General features: G+C 67.7%; 13 protein-coding genes. 8 read left to right on the forward strand and 5 right to left on the reverse strand.

The genetic code is table 11. The features are described 5' to 3' along the window. The first annotated feature begins 60 nt into the window (after nucleotides 1-60). Nucleotides 61-606: a MerR family transcriptional regulator gene (locus KHB019_RS00190; RefSeq protein WP_290368258.1), complete on the forward strand. Its 546-nt coding sequence runs from the start codon at nucleotides 61-63 to the stop codon at nucleotides 604-606. A gap of 96 nt (nucleotides 607-702) precedes the next feature. Here the strand turns inward: KHB019_RS00190 and KHB019_RS00195 are convergent, their stop codons facing one another. Then, nucleotides 703-1,515 (reverse strand): ParA family protein, encoded by an 813-nt coding sequence (locus tag KHB019_RS00195; protein ID WP_230103058.1) that lies wholly within the window; start codon nucleotides 1,513-1,515, stop codon nucleotides 703-705. A gap of 92 nt (nucleotides 1,516-1,607) precedes the next feature. Between KHB019_RS00195 and KHB019_RS00200 the strand changes: the two genes are divergently transcribed. Genes KHB019_RS00200 through KHB019_RS00210 form a run of 3 tightly spaced genes read left to right on the forward strand, consistent with a single transcriptional unit; the run spans nucleotide 1,608 to nucleotide 7,000 of the window. Next, nucleotides 1,608-5,015 carry a pyruvate carboxylase gene (locus KHB019_RS00200; protein ID WP_337457853.1) on the forward strand — a complete coding sequence of 1,136 codons (3,408 nt, stop codon included), beginning with the start codon at nucleotides 1,608-1,610 and terminating at the stop codon, nucleotides 5,013-5,015. 42 nt (nucleotides 5,016-5,057) lie between these two features. After that, entirely contained in the window at nucleotides 5,058-6,509 is a 1,452-nt protein-coding gene (locus KHB019_RS00205; RefSeq protein WP_337457854.1) for a MinD/ParA family ATP-binding protein, read from the forward strand. Next, nucleotides 6,509-7,000, forward strand: a complete 492-nt coding sequence (locus KHB019_RS00210) for a peptide deformylase (protein WP_337457855.1) — start codon at nucleotides 6,509-6,511, stop codon at nucleotides 6,998-7,000. The genes KHB019_RS00205 and KHB019_RS00210 overlap by 1 nt, the downstream gene beginning before the upstream one ends. 19 nt (nucleotides 7,001-7,019) lie before the next feature. Here the strand turns inward: KHB019_RS00210 and KHB019_RS00215 are convergent, their stop codons facing one another. Then, nucleotides 7,020-8,846 (reverse strand): AMP-dependent synthetase/ligase, encoded by a 1,827-nt coding sequence (locus tag KHB019_RS00215; RefSeq protein ID WP_230103054.1) that lies wholly within the window; start codon nucleotides 8,844-8,846, stop codon nucleotides 7,020-7,022. Nucleotides 8,847-9,026: 180 nt separating this feature from the next. Between KHB019_RS00215 and KHB019_RS00220 the strand changes: the two genes are divergently transcribed. Beyond that, nucleotides 9,027-9,713, forward strand: coding sequence for a lysophospholipid acyltransferase family protein (locus tag KHB019_RS00220; protein WP_325471763.1), 687 nt, complete (start codon nucleotides 9,027-9,029; stop codon nucleotides 9,711-9,713). Between the two features lie 38 nt (nucleotides 9,714-9,751). After that, nucleotides 9,752-11,083, forward strand: a complete 1,332-nt coding sequence (locus tag KHB019_RS00225; protein ID WP_325471764.1) for a class II 3-deoxy-7-phosphoheptulonate synthase — start codon at nucleotides 9,752-9,754, stop codon at nucleotides 11,081-11,083. Nucleotides 11,084-11,111: 28 nt separating this feature from the next. Here KHB019_RS00225 and pknB read toward each other — a convergent pair whose 3' ends face one another. Together pknB and KHB019_RS00235 are read right to left on the reverse strand one after the other, a co-directional pair. Then, nucleotides 11,112-13,052 (reverse strand): Stk1 family PASTA domain-containing Ser/Thr kinase, encoded by a 1,941-nt coding sequence (gene pknB / locus KHB019_RS00230; RefSeq protein ID WP_337457856.1) that lies wholly within the window; start codon nucleotides 13,050-13,052, stop codon nucleotides 11,112-11,114. Nucleotides 13,053-13,115: 63 nt separating this feature from the next. Further along, nucleotides 13,116-14,150: a LysM peptidoglycan-binding domain-containing protein gene (locus KHB019_RS00235; RefSeq protein WP_230103050.1), complete on the reverse strand. Its 1,035-nt coding sequence runs from the start codon at nucleotides 14,148-14,150 to the stop codon at nucleotides 13,116-13,118. Between the two features lie 146 nt (nucleotides 14,151-14,296). On the opposite strand from KHB019_RS00235, the gene KHB019_RS00240 reads away from it, so the two are divergent. After that, on the forward strand, nucleotides 14,297-14,644 hold the full coding sequence (locus KHB019_RS00240; RefSeq protein ID WP_230103049.1) for an Rv2175c family DNA-binding protein: 348 nt from the start codon (nucleotides 14,297-14,299) through the stop codon (nucleotides 14,642-14,644). Nucleotides 14,645-14,663: 19 nt separating this feature from the next. Here the strand turns inward: KHB019_RS00240 and KHB019_RS00245 are convergent, their stop codons facing one another. Beyond that, a complete protein-coding gene (locus tag KHB019_RS00245) occupies nucleotides 14,664-15,752 on the reverse strand; it encodes a polyprenyl synthetase family protein (RefSeq protein WP_414684037.1) in 1,089 nt (362 codons plus the stop codon). An 87-nt stretch (nucleotides 15,753-15,839) separates the two neighbouring features. On the opposite strand from KHB019_RS00245, the gene KHB019_RS00250 reads away from it, so the two are divergent. Next, on the forward strand, nucleotides 15,840-16,232 hold the full coding sequence (locus KHB019_RS00250; protein WP_230103048.1) for a DUF3040 domain-containing protein: 393 nt from the start codon (nucleotides 15,840-15,842) through the stop codon (nucleotides 16,230-16,232). The last annotated feature ends 62 nt before the right edge of the window (nucleotides 16,233-16,294 follow it).

A 16,294-nucleotide genomic window follows, 5' to 3' on the forward strand; every position in this document is an offset into this window, starting at 1 on the left:
CGTTGCCCGGGGCAGAGCACTGCTCTAGCGTTGGGGGTATCCCGTCAGAGAGGAAGTCATATGAATGCGGATGAGCGTGCCGGCGACCCGCGGTTCGTGACCGAGCTCCTCTTCACCGACGGCCTCCCCGCCATGGACGACGAGGTCGGCTACCGCGGTGCAGTGGCTGCCCGTGCGGCCGGTATCACCTATCGTCAGCTCGACTACTGGGCCCGCACCGAGCTCGTCGAGCCCACCGTGCGCGGCGCGAGCGGCTCCGGTTCGCAGCGTCTTTACGGCTTCCGCGACATCCTCGTGCTCAAGCTCGTCAAGCGTCTGCTCGACACGGGCATCTCGCTGCAGCAGATCCGCACCGCCGTCGATCAGCTCCGTGCTGCCGGCATCCGCGATCTGGCCGGCACCACGCTGATGAGCGACGGCGCCTCCGTCTACCTGTGCACGTCGAACGACGAGGTCATCGACCTCGTCAGCCGCGGACAGGGCGTTTTCGGCATCGCCGTCGGCAAGGTGCTGCGCGAGGTCGAGTCGACGCTGGTCGAGTTCGACCCCACAGCGCCGGATCCCGTCGACGAGCTCAGCGCCCGTCGCGCCAAGCGCACGGCCTGACCGGAGGCACGCTCAGGAACCGGAGCCAAGCTCAGGGACCGGCGCAACAGAAAACGCGCTCAGCAGAAGCTGAGCGCGTTTGCTTTGCCGGCCCTCTCAGGCCTGTGCGCCGGTCTCCGGTACGGGGACGCGGCCCGTGCGCACGATGCGGTCCAGCAGCAGGTCGAAGTCTGCGGCGAGCTCCTGAGCCGAGTCGCCCGGCCAGATGTGCAGCGGCTTCGCCGCGCCCTGCGCCTGCTGCAGCGACGTGCGCTCCGGCAGCTGAGGCGAGAGCACGAGCGGTCCGAACATGTCTCGCAGTTCCTTGATCCGGAACTGGTGTTCGATCGACTGCGGGCGAACGCGGTTGACGACGATGCCCAACGGCTGAAGGCGAGGGGAGAGCCCTCGGCGGATCTCTTCGATCGCGCGCAGGGCACGGTCGGCCGCGGCCACGGAGAACAGGCCGGGCTCGGTGACGACGATCACGCGGTCGCTCGCGGCCCATGCCGTGCGCGTCAGCGCGTTCAGGGAAGGGGCGCAGTCGATGAGGACGAGGTCGTAGTCGCTCTCGACGGAGGCGAGGGCTTCTTCGAGCTTCCACACGTCGCGAACGCTCGGGTGCGGACCGTCGTAGTTGATGGCGGACGGGCTGCCGATGAGCACGTCGATCGTTCCGGGGTGCACCTTCGCCCAGCCGCTGGAGGTGATCGCCTGACGGACGACCTTCTCCTTGGGGTTCGCGAGAACATCGGCGATGTTGAGGCGTCCAGCGACCTGGATGTCCATTCCGGTGGAGACGTCGGACTGCGGATCGAGGTCGACGACGAGGGTGCGAACACCTCGGGCGAAGGCCGCTGAGGCCAGTCCGAGGGTCACGGTCGTCTTTCCGACACCGCCTTTTAGGGAGCTGACGCTGAGTACGTGCACGGACACCACGTTACCTTCCCCTAGGCTTGGAAAACACTCAGCCCCGCCCTGTGCGCGTCGACAAAGCCGCGCATGAGCTATCAGAGGTGTGCATGTTCCAGAAGATCCTTGTGGCCAATCGCGGTGAGATCGCGATCCGCGCCTTCCGAGCGGCGTTCGAGGTGGGGGCGCGCACTGTGGCCGTGTTCCCGTACGAGGATCGTGGCTCCCAGCATCGCCTCAAGGCTGACGAGGCGTACGAGATCGGGGAGCGCGGCCATCCTGTGCGCGCATACCTCAGCGTCGACGAGATCATCAGGGTCGCGCTCGAGTCCGGTGCCGATGCGATCTACCCGGGGTACGGCTTCCTGTCCGAGAACCCGGAGCTCGCAGAGAAGGCGGCGGCGAACGGCATCGTCTTCATCGGTCCGCCGTCGAACGTGCTCGAGATGGCCGGCAACAAGGTCGAAGCCAAGCGCCATGCGATCGAAGCCGGTGTGCCCGTCCTGCGGTCGACCGAGGCATCGGACGACGTCGACGCGCTGGTGGCTCAGGCCGACGAGATCGGATTCCCCGTGTTCGCCAAGGCCGTCGCCGGCGGCGGCGGACGCGGCATGCGCCGGGTCGAGACGAAGGACGAGCTCGCACCGGCCCTCGCTGAGGCGATGCGCGAGGCGGAGAGCGCGTTCGGCGACGCGCGCATGTTCCTCGAGCAGGCGGTCGTCCGCCCACGCCACATCGAGGTGCAGATCCTCGCGGACAAGACCGGCGAGACCGTGCATCTGTTCGAGCGCGACTGCTCCGTGCAGCGCCGGCACCAGAAGGTCGTCGAGATCGCACCGGCGCCGAACCTCGACGACAGCATCCGCACAGCCCTGCACGGCTACGCCATCGCCTTCGCCCGCTCGATCGGATACGAGAATGCGGGAACCGTCGAGTTCCTTCTCGAGACAGCAGGGGAGCGCACCGGCGAGGTCGTCTTCATCGAGATGAACCCACGCATCCAGGTCGAGCACACGGTCACCGAAGAGGTCACCGACGTCGACCTCGTGCAGACCCAGATGCGCGTCGCGGCCGGCGCGAGCCTGGCCGAGCTCGGCCTGCAGCAGGACGATATCCACCTGCGCGGCGCGGCGCTGCAGTGCCGCATCACAACTGAGGACCCCACACAGGGCTTCCGCCCGGACACCGGCAAGATCACGACCTACCGCTCGCCCGGCGGTGCCGGCATCCGCCTCGACGGAGGCACCGTGCACCAGGGCGCGCAGATCAGTCCGCACTTCGACTCGATGCTCTCAAAGCTCACCTGCCGTGGTCGCGACTTCGAAGCAGCCGTCGGCCGCGCGCGGCGGGCACTCGCTGAGTTCCGCATCCGCGGCGTCTCCACGAACATCCCGTTCCTGCAGGCGCTGCTCGCCGACGACGCCTTCGTCTCGGGCGACATCAGCACCTCCTTCATCGACGAGCGCCCCGATCTGTTGCAGGGCAGGGTGTCCAAGGACCGCGGCACGAAGCTGCTGAACTGGCTCGTCGACGTCACCGTCAACAAGCCGAACGGGGAGCACCCCGGCGCGATCGACCCGGTGGCCAAGCTCCCGGCCATCGACCTCAGTGCCGAGCCGCAGGCCGGTTCCCGCCAGCGGCTGCAGGAGCTCGGGCCCGAAGGGTTCGCGCGCAGTCTGCGGGAGCAGACCGCGCTGGCGATCACGGACACCACCTTCCGCGACGCGCACCAGTCGCTGCTGGCCACCCGCGTGCGCACCCGTGACCTCGTCGCCGCAGCGCCCTACCTCGCCCAGCTCACCCCCGGCCTGCTCTCGGTCGAGGCTTGGGGTGGCGCGACCTACGACGTGGCACTCCGCTTCCTCGGCGAGGACCCGTGGGAGCGGCTTGACAAGCTGCGCGCCGCGCTGCCGAACATCAACATCCAGATGCTGCTGCGTGGCCGCAACACGGTCGGATACACGCCGTACCCGACCGCGGTGACCGAGGCCTTCGTCGCCGAGGCGGCGACGAGCGGCATCGACATCTTCCGCATCTTCGATGCCCTCAACGACGTCTCTCAGATGCGCCCGGCGATCGACGCGGTCCGCGCGACGGGAACCTCCGTGGCCGAGGTCGCGCTCTGCTACACCGGCGATCTGCTGAACCCGGCCGAGGATCTGTACACGCTCGACTACTACCTGCGTCTGGCCGAGCAGATCACAGACGCCGGAGCGCACATCCTCGCCATCAAGGACATGGCGGGGCTGCTGCGGCCGGCGGCCGCCGCGAAGCTCGTGACGGCGCTGCGCGAACGCTTCGACCTGCCGGTGCACCTGCACACGCACGACACCCCAGGTGGACAGCTCGCGACTCTGCTCGCTGCGAGTGCGGCCGGCGTGGATGCTGTGGACGCGGCATCCGCCCCGCTTTCCGGAACGACCAGCCAGCCGTCGCTGTCGTCGCTCGTCGCGGCCCTCGCGCACACCGATCGCGACAGCGGCATCGATCTCGGCGGCGTCTCGGACCTCGAACCGTACTGGGAGGCCGTGCGCAACCAGTACGCGCCGTTCGAATCCGGGCTCCCGGGGCCGACCGGTCGCGTGTACCACCACGAGATCCCCGGCGGGCAGTTGTCGAACCTGCGTCAGCAGGCCAAGGCGCTCGGCCTCGCGGACGACTTCGAGCTCATCGAGGACATGTACGCCGCGGCCGACCGCATCCTCGGCCGAGTGCCCAAGGTCACGCCGTCGTCGAAGGTCGTCGGCGATCTCGCGCTGCACCTCGCGGCTGTGAAGGCCGACCCCGCCGATTTCGAGGCGAATCCCGAGAAGTACGACGTCCCTGATTCTGTCGTGGGCTTCATGGCCGGCGAGCTCGGTGATCTCCCCGGCGGGTGGCCGGAGCCGTTCCGCAGCAAGGTGCTCGCCGGGCGCACGGTGCGCGGCGGTCTCACGGAGATCTCCGCTGACGACGAGAAGGCTCTCGCCGGCTCGAGTGCGGACCGCCGCGAGAGGCTCAACACCCTGCTCTTCCCGGCCCCGACCCGAGAGTTCTCTCAGCAGCGCGAACTGTTCGGAGATCTGTCGGTGCTCGACACGGCCGACTATCTGTACGGACTCGTCCAGGGGCAGGAGCACCTCGTCGAGATCGATCGCGGCGTGCAGCTCTACGTCGGTCTCGAGGCCATCGGTGAGGCCGATGAGCGCGGCATGCGCACGGTCATGACGACGTTGAACGGCCAGCTGCGACCGGTGTTCGTGCGTGACCGCTCCGTCGCCGTGGACGCACACGAGGCCGAGAAGGCCGACACCGCGAAGCCCGGTCAGGTCGCGGCCCCCTTCTCGGGCGTCGTGTCGCTGAAGGTCGAGGTGGGTGCGACCGTCCGGGCAGGTGAACCCGTCGCATCCATCGAGGCGATGAAGATGGAAGCGGCCATCACCGCACCCGTCGACGGTGTCATCGAACGGCTCGCGATCGGCTCCACGCAGCAGGTGGATGCCGGCGACCTTTTGGTCGTGATCACTCCAGCCAAGTAATCTTGGGCGAGCGACAGGATCGCACAAGCTTGGAGTGACACAGTGACATCGAAGAACAGTTCCCCCTCGGAGGGCGACGATCTCGGCATTCTCGACGAGGCCGCATCTCTCGACACGACAGCGCTCGGCGTTCTCGGGCAGACCTCGCAAGTCAGCGTGACGCTGCCCGCGGGCGCGGATGATGACGACGACCTGGTCGAGGACGTGGTGGACGGCGAGTTCACCGGCGAGATCCTCGTCGGCGAGCTCGAGACCCCTCGAGCCGCCGTCGACCAGGATGCCGTCGAGCAGGATGCCGTGATCGGCGCGGTCGACGAAAACGCGGTGACAGCGGACGCTGATGCCGTCGTCGACGCGGAGCCGGTCGAGGACTCGGAGCCGATCGAGGACGCTGTGCCGATCGAGGATGCTGATGCCGTCGTCGATGCGGAGCCGATTGAGGATCCACCCGCACCCGCACCCGCACCGGCACCGGCACCGGCACCGGTTGCAGCGCCCGATATCGCGCTGGTGTCCAAGCGCTTCGGCGAGCAGGCCGGGCAGTCATCCCGCGAGACCGCCGACCTGCTGACCGCCGACCGTCTGCTCAACCCGAGCCAGCTGACGAAGCCCGAGCCGGAGGGCACGTGGAGCCACCTGCTCTACACGGTCTCAGGACGCCGTATCAACATCGGCGACGGCAAGCGCGCGCGAGAGCGCAAGGCGCTCACCGCACGTATTGCGAGCGCGCTCAACGGCGGTGCGCGCTTCGTCCCGGTGCTGTCGCGTAAGGGCGGCGTGGGCAAGACCACCGTCACGGCGCTGCTCGGCATGGCCCTGGCCGATGCGCGAGAGGATCGCGTGATCGCGGTCGACGCGAACCCCGATCGCGGCACGCTCGCAGACCGCATCGTCCGCAGTCCGGGCGGCAAGTCGGTGCGCGATCTCGTCAAGATCCACGACGAGGTCAGGGGATACCACGACCTCTCGGCGATCGTCGCTCGCGACTCCACGCGGCTCGACGTGCTGGCATCCGACCCCGACCCGCACATCGCGGAGGCGTTCAGCGACGAGGACTACCGCAACGTCGCAGACGTGGCGGCGCACTACTACTCGCTCGTGCTCACGGATACCGGAACGGGCATCGTGCACTCGGTCATGCGGGCCACCCTCGACAAGGCCGATCAGATCGTCATCGTCTCCGGACTCAGCGTCGACGAGGCGCGCCTCGCATCCGAGACGCTGACCTGGCTCGAGACCAACGGTCGCGAGGAGCAGGCGCGGGGCGCCATCATCGTGCTGAACCAGTCCACGCCCGGCAGTCCGCTGGTGCGTCTGAACGAGCTCGAGGCGCACTTCAAGACCCGGGCCAAGCATGTCGTGCGGATGCCGTATGACCCGCAGATCGCCGGCGGCGGCGCGATCGTCTTCGCGAACCTGCAGCCGGAGACGCGACAGGCCGCTCGCGAGCTCGCCGCATTGCTCGTGGAGAGTCTGCGCGCGAAGGCCGCCTGATGACCGCGCGCGAGATCAGAATCTTCGGCGACCCCGTGCTGCGCACTGCGTGCGCTCCGGTGAGCACGATCGATGAGGGCGTCCGTTCGTTGGTCGAGGACCTCGTCGACAGCGTGAAGCTGCCCGGCCGCGCCGGAGTCGCCGCGCCCCAGATCGGTGTCGCCGTTCGGGCGTTCAGCTACAACATCGACGGTGACGTGGGCTATGTCATCAATCCCGTGCTCACCGAGGTGCGCGGCGAGCCGGTGCCCACCGGCGAGGGATGCCTGTCGGTGCCCGGGCTCTGGCACGATGCCTTGCGGCATCCGTGGGCGCGCGTCGAAGGGATCGACCTCGACGGCAATCCGGTCGTGCTCGAGGGGGAGGGGCTGCTCGCGCAGGCGCTCCAGCACGAGACCGATCACCTCGACGGGATGCTGTACCTCTCCCGTCTCACTCCGGAAGACCGCAAGCGCGCGATGCGCGAGGTCCGCGAGAGCGACTGGTTCTAGCCCGGCCGGAGACAGCGCCTCAGCCGAGCGGCACGTTGGTCGTCTTCACCGGCTCGTCGTAGATCGCGGAGACCTGGTCGGCGAAGTCCGACATGATCACGTTGCGCTTGATCGACATCTTCGGCGTCAGGTGACCGCTCGCCTCTGTCCACTCGGAGTCGAGGATCGTGAACTTGCGGATCGACTCGGCGCGCGAGACGTTCTTGTTCGCGATATCGACCGCCCGCTGCACCTCGGCGCGAACGGCCTCGTTGGTCGAGGCATCCGCCAGGGACATATCAGCGGACAGACCGTTGTTGCCGAGCCACGTCGGGAGCATCTCGGGGTCGAGGGTGATCAGCGCCGAGATGAACGGCTTCTGGTCTCCGACCACGACGACCTGACCGACGATCGGATTGGCGCGGATCGGGTCCTCGAGCGCGGCGGGAGCGACGTTCTTGCCGCCGGCCGTGACGATGATCTCCTTCTTGCGCCCGGTGACCGTGAGGAAGCCCTCGGAGTCGAAGCTGCCGATGTCGCCCGTGCGGAACCAGCCGTCGTGGAACGCCTCGGCCGTGGCCTCGGGGTTGTTCCAGTACTCCTTGAACACGTTGATGCCCTTGACCTCGATCTCGCCATCCTCGGCGAGACGGACGCCGACGCCGGGGAGCGCGGGACCGACGGTGCCGATCTTGGACTTGTCGGCGAGGTTGACCGTCGCGGGGGCCGTCGTCTCGGTCAAGCCGTAGCCCTCGAGGATGACCACGCCGAGGCTGTGGAAGAAGTGCCCGAGGCGCGGGCCGAGCGGAGCGGAGCCGGAGACGGCGTACTGGATGTTGCCGCCCATCGCGTCGCGCAGCTTTCCGTAGACGAGTTTGTCGAAGAGCGCGAATTTGATCTTCAGCCCGAACGGGATCTTCTTGCCCTCTTCGAGCAGACGGGAGTGCTCGATCGCCGCGGCGGCGGCAGCGCGGAAGATCTTGCCCTTGCCGCCGGCCTCAGCCTTCTGCTCGGCGGAGTTGTAGACCTTCTCGAAAACGCGGGGAACCGCGAGGAGGAAGGTCGGCTTGAAGGTGCCGAGTGCCGACAGCAGCTGCTTGGTGTCGGGCTGGTGGCCGGTGCGAACACCCGCGTGCACGTTGAGCAGCGAGATGAAGCGCGCGAACACGTGCGCGGTCGTGATGAACAGCACGGTCGACGCACCCTTGGTCTGCACGACCTTGTCGAGGGACTTCGCAGAGTTGCGGGTCAGCTCGACGAAGTTGCTGTGCGTGAGCACGCAGCCCTTGGGGCGTCCGGTCGAGCCGGAGGTGTAGATGAGCGTCGCGATGTCGGAGCCGACCGCGAGGTTGCGGCGGCGCTCGATCTCAGCATCCTCGACACCGGTGCCGGCGGCGGTGAGCGTGTCGATCGCGCCCAGGTGCAGCTGCCAGACCTCGCGCACGAGCGGCAGGTCACCGCGTACCTCGTCGAACTTCGCGAAGTGGTCGGCGGACTCCACCAGAAGGGCGTTGGCACCCGAGTCCTCGAGGATCCACTGGATCTGGGCGGGGGAGCTGGTCTCGTAGATCGGCACCATCACGGCGCCTGCATAGAACAGGGCGAAGTCGACGAGCGTCCACTCGTAGGTCGTGCGAGCGAGGAATCCGACCTTCTCGCCGGGCTGGATGCCTGCTGCGACGAAGCCCTTGGCCAGGGCGATGACGGCGGTCTGGAAATCGGCGGCGGTGATATCGCGCCATGCGTCACCGTCTGGTACGGAGAACAGGGCGAGGTCGGGTGTGGCCTCGACGCGCTTCACCAGAAGGTCGGTGATGTTCGCCTCGGGGTCGGCTGGGACGATCGCGGGGACTTCGAATTGAACCACGGCAACTCCTTCGGTACCGGTCGGGCACGGCTTTCCCTGAGTCTAGGGCACACGGGCGTGCTGACTCGGCGGATTTTGGTATTCAGTAGCGTAGCAAGTGAGACTCAGTCGCATGCGTGCCGTTGCCTCGACGCGCGCGCCGATGGTCGGCGATGACCCCCGGCGATAGACTTCCAAACGATGTTCTACTGGCTGATGAAGTACGTGGTGATCGGCCCCATCGTGAAGGGCGTGTTCCGCCCGTGGATCGTGGGGCGAAGCAACGTGCCCAGGACCGGTGCCGCGATCCTGGCGAGCAACCACCTCTCGGTCTCCGACTCGATCTTCCTGCCGTTGCTGATCGATCGCCCGATGTCCTTCCTGGCCAAGAGCGATTACTTCACCGGGCGCGGCATCAAGGGCTGGGCGACGAAGCAGTTCATGAAGGCGACCGGTCAGATCCCGATCGATCGATCAGGGGGAAAGGCTTCGGAGGCCTCTTTGAACACCGGATTGCAGGTCCTCGGCGGCGGCGATCTGCTCGGGATCTACCCCGAAGGCACCCGCAGCCCTGACGGCAAGCTGTACCGCGGTCGCACCGGGCTCGCACGCATGGCGCTCGAGGCGAAGGTGCCGGTGATCCCTGTGGTCATGGTCGACACCGACACCGCGATGCCCATCGGCCGCAGCATCCCGCGCGTCGTGCGTGTCGGGATCGTCATCGGCGAGCCCCTCGACTTCTCCCGGTACGCCGGTATGGAGAACGACCGCTACATCCTCCGGTCGGTCACCGACGAGATCATGGTCGCCCTCCAGCGGCTCGGGGAGCAGGAGTACGACGACGTGTACGCCTCGTCGGTCAAGGACCGGATGCCGCGGTCGTCATGACGGCCGAACGCCGAACCTGCCGCCGCTAAGCTGGGGAGATGCCTCAGCACGACCTCGACACCTGGCGCGACCTCCCGATCAAGCAGCAGCCGTCATGGCCGGATGCCGAGCGCGTGGCCGACATCTCCAAGCAGATAGCCGCACTCCCGCCGCTGGTGTTCGCCGGTGAGGTCGACAACCTCCGCGATCGACTGGCGCGCGCAGCATCCGGCGGGGCGTTCCTGCTCCAGGGCGGGGACTGCGCCGAGACGTTCGCCGGTGCGACCGCCGAGCAGATCCGCAACCGCATCAAGACCGTGCTGCAGATGGCGGTCGTCCTCACGTACGGCGCCTCGATGCCGATCGTGAAGATGGGCCGCATGGCCGGGCAGTTCGCCAAGCCGCGCTCGAGCGACAACGAGACCCGCGGCGACGTCACGCTTCCCGCGTACCGAGGTGACATCGTCAACGGCTACGACTTCACCGAGGGCTCTCGGCAGGCAGACCCCGGCCGTCTGCTGCAGGGGTACCACACCGCGGCATCCACGCTGAACCTCATCCGCGCGTTCACGCAGGGTGGTTTCGCCGACCTGCGTGAGGTGCACTCCTGGAACAAGGGCTTCGCTCAGAACCCGGCCAACCAGCGCTACGAGCGCATGGCAGCCGAGATCGACCGGGCCATCAAGTTCATGGAGGCCGCGGGCGCCGACTTCGACGAGCTCAAGCGCGTCGAGTTCTTCACCGGCCACGAGGGCCTGCTCATGGACTACGAGCACCCGATGACCCGCATCGACTCCCGCACGAACACGCCGTACAACACATCGGCGCACTTCCTGTGGATCGGCGAGCGCACACGCGACCTCGACGGCGCGCACGTCGACTACTTCTCGAAGATCCGCAACCCCATCGGCGTCAAGCTCGGCCCGACCACGACGCCCGAGACCGCGCTCGCGCTGATCGACAAGCTCGACCCGAACCGCGAGCCTGGGCGCCTGACCTTCATCACCCGCATGGGTGCGGGCAAGATCCGCGACGCGCTGCCGCCGCTGCTCGAGGCCGTCCGCGAGTCCGGCGCGCAGCCGCTGTGGGTCACCGACCCCATGCACGGCAACGGCATCACCACGCCGACCGGATACAAGACGCGTCGCTTCGACGATGTCGTCGACGAGGTGCGCGGGTTCTTCGAGGCTCACCGGGCCGTCGGGACGTTCCCCGGCGGCATCCACGTCGAGCTCACCGGCGACGATGTCACCGAGTGCCTCGGCGGCTCGGAGCGGATCGACGAGGCCGCCCTCGCGACCCGCTACGAGAGCCTCTGCGACCCGCGCCTGAACCACATGCAGAGCCTGGAGCTGGCCTTCCTCGTGGCTGAGGAGCTCGAGAAGCGCTGACTCCGGCATCGGACGTGCGGGCTCGGGGTCAGAGGCTGCTGCGGATGTTGAAGTTCACCTGGGTGCCGGCGCGCTGCATCGAGCCGGCTGCCGGATCCATGCCCGTGACCTCGGTGAAGTCGTTCGGGAACGGAGTCCACAGTGCGCTCCATGTGGGTTCGAATCCGGCATCCCGAAGCGTCTGAGCGGCCTCGTCGCGAGTCATCCCCTTGACGTCGGGCACCTCGAACAGCTGCGGCCCGAGCGAGACCACCAGCGTCATCGTGTCGCCCGGGCGCCAGTTGCCCGGCTCCGAGCGCTCGCCCGTGCGGATCACGCGCCCTTCTTCGACGTCGTTGCTGTATTCCTCGACGGTCGTCGTCTTGATCTGCTTCTCGCCGAGCAGGTTCGCTGCTTCGCTCGCCGTCTTGCCGACCACATCGGGCAGCCCGCCGAGCGACACGGTGAGGTTGGCGGTGTCGGCCTCGTGCACCTCGCACCCGTCACCGCAGGCGACATTGTCGCCACCCGCGCGCGGGGTGATGCTGGCGTTGATCACGACGTCGTTCTCGGCGTCGGAGTACAGCATCAGCATGTCGTCGGAGGTGGTGAGGCCGAGCTCGTCGAGGTAGGCCTTCGCCTCGTCCACCGTCTTGCCGTTGAGCGTCTCGATGGTGCGCGGAGCCGGCCCGGTCGAGACGAATACGGTCACCTCGGTGCCCTTGTCCTCGCGCGCTCCTTCGCCCGGATCGGTGCGGATCGCGAGCCCCGGATCGACATCGACAGAGCTCTCATCGGCCTGGACGGGCACGAAGCCCTCGGCCTCGAGCGCGCCCGCTGCCTTCTCGTACGTCATTCCCGCGACGGACGGCACGGCGATCAGCGAGCCGGGGCCAGAACCGAACCACCATCCGACACCGCCCGCGAGCACCGCGAGCAGCATCACCAGCGCGAGCAGGAACGCTCCGCGGGCGCGGCGCTTCGACGTCCGTCGACGCAGAAGCGTCGCATTATCGACGGGCTGAGCGGCGACCGGACTCGTGACAGGGTCGATGACCATGGTCGACGGCATGACCTTGGTGAGGTCGCCCGAGTCCCGCTGCGTTCGCAGCGGCGTGGTGTTCGCCGCAGGAGCGGGGGAGATGCCCAGGTCGCGCTCGATCTCGCGGAGCCGGTCGAGCATCTGCTGCGCGTCATCCGGTCGCTCATCGGGCGACTTCTCGGTCGACCACAGCACGAGCTCATCGAGCTGCTCCGGCACGCCCGGGTTGCGGACGCTGGGGCGGGGGACCGACTCGGTGGCGTGCTGGAAGGCGATCTGCATCGGCTGCTCGCCCTTGTACGGCTGCTCACCGACGAGCATTTCGTACAGCATGATGCCGAGCGCGTAGATGTCGCTGCGCGCGTCAGCCGTGCCTCTGGTCACGAGCTCGGGAGCGAGATAGGCGATCGTGCCCAGCAGCTGCTGGCCGGTCGCGGTGTTCGCCGTGGTCGCCCGCGCGAGTCCGAAGTCGCCGATCTTGATACGGCCGTCCTCTGCGAGCAGCACGTTCTCGGGTTTGACATCGCGGTGGACGATTCCTGCCTTGTGAGCCGCAGCCAGTCCGGAGAGGATCGCGTCCATGATCGAGATCGTCTGAGGGATCGTCAAGCGCTTCTGCTCGCGCAGGAGTTCGCGCAGCGTGATCCCCGGCAGGTACTCCATGACGAGGTAGGCGAGTTCGCCGTCCTGCCCCTGATCGAAAACATTGACGACGTGGGGGTCGGCCAGTCGGGCTGCCGCCCTGGCCTCCTGGATGAAGCGGCTCTGGAACACCGCATCGTCGCTGAGGTGGCCGTGCATGACCTTGAGGGCGATGCGCCGCTCGAGTCGCAGATCGGTGGCCACGTACACCGTGGCCATTCCGCCGCGCGCGATCCTGGCGCGAACCCGGTACCGACCGTCGACAAGCCGCCCGATGAGGGCGTCGGCCTGCTGATTGGTCGTCACGTACAGATTCTATGGAGAAGTGGCTGAAAGCCCGGGGAGCGCCTCACCCTTTCGGGCGGGGAATCACCCGTAGAGCGCGAGCCATGTGTAGGCCGCGTCCTCCCATTTCGCGTACCGATCCGGGTACGCGGAGATCTGGACGGCCTGCGCAGCGTCGGCGAAGGACATCTTCTCCCAGCCGGGGATGTCCAGCAGGCCGCGCGTCGTCGTGCCGTCGGCGTTGGATGTGCCGAGGAAGAACGCGCGGATGCTGTGATCGCGGTTCATGATCTGATCGGGCTCACCCCAGCCGGTGCTCGGGCGCTGCTGGAAGAGGCCGAGCGAGTCGCGATCGCCCCACTCGAGATTGCGGAGCCACGCTTCGACCATGGAGGTGCCCAGCGCGATGGCGATGCCCCGGTCGGAAACGCCGAGTTCGCGCCCGATCCGGATGATGAGACGGACGTTCTCGGCCTGGAGACCGTTGAGCTCGGCGGACGTGGATGCCACCGACGGCGTGGGCACGGACGCGGGAGCTGCGGCTGCGGCCGGCTTCGGGGCGGATGCCGCCTTGGCTGCGACACGGAGCGTCTGACCGGGGTAGATGATGGAGTCGCGGCTCAGCCCGTTCGCCGCGAGGACGGCGTCCACGGACGTGCCGTGCTTCTGCGCGATGGCGAAGATCGTGTCGCCAGCGACGACCTCGTGCGAGGCAGCGGCCTGCGCGGCCGGTGCCGGTGCCGCAGGCTTGGCGGCGGGCGCCGCAGCCGTCGCGGCGACGGGGGCGGTGAGAACGACCTTCTGGCCAGGGTAGATGACCGTCCGCCAGCCGAGGCCGTTCCACTTCAGCACGTCGGGAGTGGCGAGCCCGAAGCGCTGGGCGATGCCGGCGATCGTGTCGCCGGACTGGACGGTATACGAGGCGGGCCGTGCGGCCGTGGCGACGGGGCGCACGGTCTTCTCCACATGGAGGACGACTCCGGCGCGGGCCTGCAGTGACGCAGGCGCTGACTCCGCAGGGGCCGCGGCCTGGGCGGGAGCGACAGCGAGCGGCCCTGCCAGCACGCCCAGCATCGCGGCCGGTACGCCGATCTGGGTGTATCGCCTGCGGTTCGACATTGTTGTGAGTCTCAAGGTTTCCCCCCTAGTCAGACTCAAGAAACGCTGACACGGATGTAAAGGGATGTCAACCAAAGTGATGCAAGTGAAAGGTGTGACAGACGTGACGATGTGCGTTGTCGTGGCCGAGGTGAGATAGTCGAAACGTGTCTGACGAAGCAGTTGAAATCTCCGGTGAATGGCTGACCACACCCGACCTCGTCGAGGTTCTGGGGGAGCCGCTCGGTCGTGTCCGCCGCCTCATCGCGGAGCAGCACCTGATCGGGTCGACGCGCAACGGCGCGTTCGCGGTTCCTGGTATCTTCATCGTCGACGGTCGACCGCTGGCCTCGTTGCGAGGCACGATCATCGTGCTGGCGGATGCCGGATTCTCGGATGACGAGATCATCGACTGGCTGCTCGCCGAAGACGAGGAACTCGGGCGTACGCCGATCGCCGCGCTCCTGGACGGCCACAAGAGCGCCGTGCGCCGGGTGGCGCGAGCGCTGGCCTGAATTCGGGCAGCCGCGCGGCTCAGGCGGTGCGCACGGTGGCCGCTCGCGCGAGTTCGCGGAGGTTGCTCACCGATGCGTTGTCGAGCCGCGCGGCCGTCAGAGCCCGGTCGGCCTGCACACTGTAGTCGCGGATCATCGTCTCGACACGCTCAAGGGCGCCCGAATCGATGATCTTCGCCTGCAGGGCGGCGACCTGTGCGGCTGTGAGCTCGGGGTCTCCGAGCAGATCGTCGAGCACGCGACGGGCGGAGCTGTCGAGGTTCTCACGGGTGAGAGCGATAAGGACCGTCCGCTTCCCCTCGCGCAGGTCGTCTCCCGTCGGTTTTCCGGTGACCGATTCATCGCCGAAGACGCCGAGGACGTCGTCTCGCAGCTGGAACGCCATGCCGATGGGATGCCCGAACGCGCGGAGCGCGTCCTGCTGAGCGGCATCCCCGCCTGCCAGAGCCGCGCCCAGCGCGAGCGGTTGCTCGATGCTGTACCTGGCTGACTTCAGCGAGACGACGCGCAACGCGCGCTCCGCGTGCTCGTCGTCGGGGTTCACCCGCCAGGCGGACTCCTCGGCGATGTCGAGGAACTGCCCCGTCGTCACGTCGCGGCGCATACGGGCGTACGCGCTGCGCACGTCAGCGGAATTCGGATGCCCCGCGAGCGCTCGCTCGAGCAGATCGTCGCTCCACGAGATCAGCAGGTCACCGAGCAGGATGGCCGCCGACCGGCCGAAGCCCTCGGCATCGCCATTCCAGACGCGCTCGACGTGCTGCGCCTGGAGCGCGCGATGCGCGGCCGGCCTGCCGCGTCTGGTGTCGGAGTTGTCGATGAGGTCGTCGTGCACGAGCGCTGCCGACTGGAAGATCTCCAGCGCGGCGCACAGGTCCCAGAGTGCGTCGGTCTCCGTGGCATCCCGGTCCGCGAAGCGGGCCACCGCGCTCCACCCGGCGTGGCAGAACCGTGCGCGCAGACGCTTACCGCCCTGCAGGGTCTGGACCGCCGACTCGATGAAGAGAGGGGCATCCGGCCCGTACTCCGCCGACTCTGCGCGTACGTCGGCGGCGAAGCGATCCAGACTGGTGAGGACGGCCTGCTGGACTTGGCTGGAGAGGGGCACGATAATCAGCTTAGGTTCTCAGCGGAAACCTAGCCTCAGTCGTTCCGCTGAGCGTAAACTGGAGGACACTTACCCGAGGGGGGCGTCATGCCACTGTCTGAACAGGAGCAGCGTCTGCTCGATGAGATGGAACGTCATCTCCTTCACAACGACGCCGACATAGTCAGCGCGCCGTCTGGTGACCGCACGCTCAGCTACCGCAATCTCGTCTACGGCGCCGTCCTGCTGCTCGTCGGCATCGGCGCTCTCGTCGCCGGCGTCGCCCTGGGCAGCCAGCTCGGCCCCGTCGTCAGCATCGTCGTCGGCGTCGTGGGATTCGCGGCGATGCTCGCCGGCGTCATACTCGCAGTCACCCCGGTGCGTCGCAACGACGCCGGCCGTTCGCCCAAGACCGAGTCCTCGCCGAAGACGCCGCAGAATTCGTCATCCTTCATGGATCGCATGAACGACCGCTGGGATCGACGCCAAGACGGTCACTGACCCGATCGATTCCAGAGGCCTCCACTCCACGGACCTCCACTTCACAGACCCGGATGCATTCG

The organism is Microbacterium sp. KHB019, assembly GCF_037285405.1.
Lineage (GTDB): Bacteria > Actinomycetota > Actinomycetes > Actinomycetales > Microbacteriaceae > Microbacterium.